Below are 2,067 nucleotides of genomic sequence, written 5' to 3' on the forward strand. Positions count from 1 at the left end.
CTACAACGATGTGTAGATACTTATGCTGCGATAGCAGTAGTGGCTGCACTACCGCTATCGCAGGCAAGCCAGCTCCCACATGGGTTTTGCGGTGGGCCTGATTATTTGCGGATGACCAGATCAAGCACCTCATCGCGGTCCTTGATCTTCTGCAACACAATCTCCGAGCGTATATCCATCACCCCGGCCGTGCGGTTCAGGTGGTTCACGATGAAGTCGGAGAAGTGCTTCAAATTCCGCGCCTGCACCCGCAACACATAGTTGCTGGCGCCGGTAATCACATAGGCACTGGCCACCTCCGGCCAGCCCTGCACCTTCTTGATAAACGTCTCGTGCCAGTCCTCCACATCCTGGCGCAACGACAGGTGCACGATGGCCTCCAGCTCGATCCCCAACTGCTCGGCGTTCAACACCGCGCGGTAGCCACTGATGATTCCCTCGCTCTCCAGCAGGCGCAAACGGCGCAGGCAGGCGGAAGGCGACAGCGCGACTTTTTCCGCCAGTTCCTGGTTGCTGATACGGCCATCCTGTTGCAGGAAATGCAGGAGGCGCAGGTCGGTGGCGTCGAGAATCATGGTTAGAATAAATCCGCGTGTTTGGAGGTTAAATTCGAATTTCCTACGGCTTAATTAGCCTGTTGCCCGCCACTTTGCACGAAAATTCTCTAAAGCTTCGTTCATTATTTGGTCCATCGTCACTTATAAAAACCAGGACAGCCCATGACCACTCGAAGCCACTGCCAAGCCCTCGACGCCCAGGACCCGCTGGCGCCGCTGCGCCACCAGTTCGCGTTGCCGGAAGGCGTGATCTACCTCGACGGCAACTCCCTCGGCGCGCGCCCGGTGGCGGCACTGGAACGGGCACAGGCAGTGATCGCCGAAGAATGGGGCAATGGCTTGATTCGCAGCTGGAACAGCGCGGGCTGGGCGGACTTGTCCCAGCGCCTGGGCAACCGCCTGGCGCCGTTGATTGGCGCGCGTGACAGCGAAGTGGTGATCACCGATACCACTTCGATCAACCTGTTCAAAGTGCTCAGCGCCGCGTTGAGCGTGCAGCGCCAACGTCAGCCGACGCGCAAGGTGATCGTCAGTGAGGCGAGCAACTTCCCGACTGACCTGTACATCGCCGAAGGCCTGGCCGAACTGCTGCAACAGGGGTATTCCCTGCGGCTGGTCAACAGCCCGGACGAACTGCCGCACGCCATCGACGCGGACGTGGCGGTGGTGATGCTTACCCACGTCAACTACAAGACCGGCTACATGTACGACATGCAGGCGCTCACCACCTTGAGCCATGAATGCGGCGCCTTGAGCATCTGGGACCTCGCGCATTCGGCCGGCGCGGTGCCGATCGACCTGCACAAGGCCGGTGCCGATTACGCGATTGGCTGCACTTACAAATACCTCAACGGCGGGCCGGGCTCCCAGGCGTTTGTGTGGGTTAACCCGGCGTTGGTGGACGTGGTGCGCCAGCCGTTGTCGGGCTGGTTCGGGCACACGCGCCAATTCGCCATGGAAGCCCGGTACGCGCCGAGCGCAGGCATTGCGCGGTATTTGTGCGGCACGCAGCCAATCACCTCGCTGGCGATGGTGGAGTGCGGCCTGGATATTTTTGCCCAGACCGACATGGCCAGCCTGCGTGTGAAATCCCTGGCGCTGACTGACCTGTTCATCGTCGCGGTCGAAGCCCGCTGCGCCGCCCACGGCCTGGTGCTGATCACCCCGCGCGAACACGCCCGACGCGGCAGTCATGTGAGTTTCGAACACCCGCAAGGCTACGCCGTTATCCAGGCGCTGATCGCCCGTGGCGTGATCGGCGATTACCGCGAGCCGCGCATCATGCGGTTTGGCTTTACCCCGCTGTATACAAGCTTTACCGAGGTGTTTGATGCCGTGGAAATCCTCGGCGAAATCCTCGACAACCACACCTGGGACCAGCCGCAATTCAAGGTGCGTAACAGCGTCACTTAGGAACACTGCAAGACCAATGTGGGAGCGGGCTTGCTCGCGAAAGCGGTAGATCAGCCAGTACATGTGTCGACTGACCCTCCGCCTTCGCGAGCAAGCC

The 2,067-nt window shown here is 60.6% G+C and carries 2 protein-coding genes; one reads left to right on the forward strand and one right to left on the reverse strand.

All coding sequences use genetic code 11. The annotated features are described in order from the left end of the window. Positions 1–101: 101 nt before the first annotated feature. A complete protein-coding gene (locus WBB95_RS05545; RefSeq protein WP_016974903.1) occupies positions 102–575 on the reverse strand; it encodes an Lrp/AsnC family transcriptional regulator in 474 nt (157 codons plus the stop codon). Positions 576–719: 144 nt separating this feature from the next. Between WBB95_RS05545 and kynU the strand changes: the two genes are divergently transcribed. After that, on the forward strand, positions 720–1,970 hold the full coding sequence (gene kynU, locus WBB95_RS05550) for a kynureninase (protein WP_424486644.1): 1,251 nt from the start codon (positions 720–722) through the stop codon (positions 1,968–1,970). Positions 1,971–2,067: the final 97 nt, after the last annotated feature.

The organism is Pseudomonas sp., from assembly GCF_049645325.1.
GTDB lineage: Bacteria > Pseudomonadota > Gammaproteobacteria > Pseudomonadales > Pseudomonadaceae > Aquipseudomonas.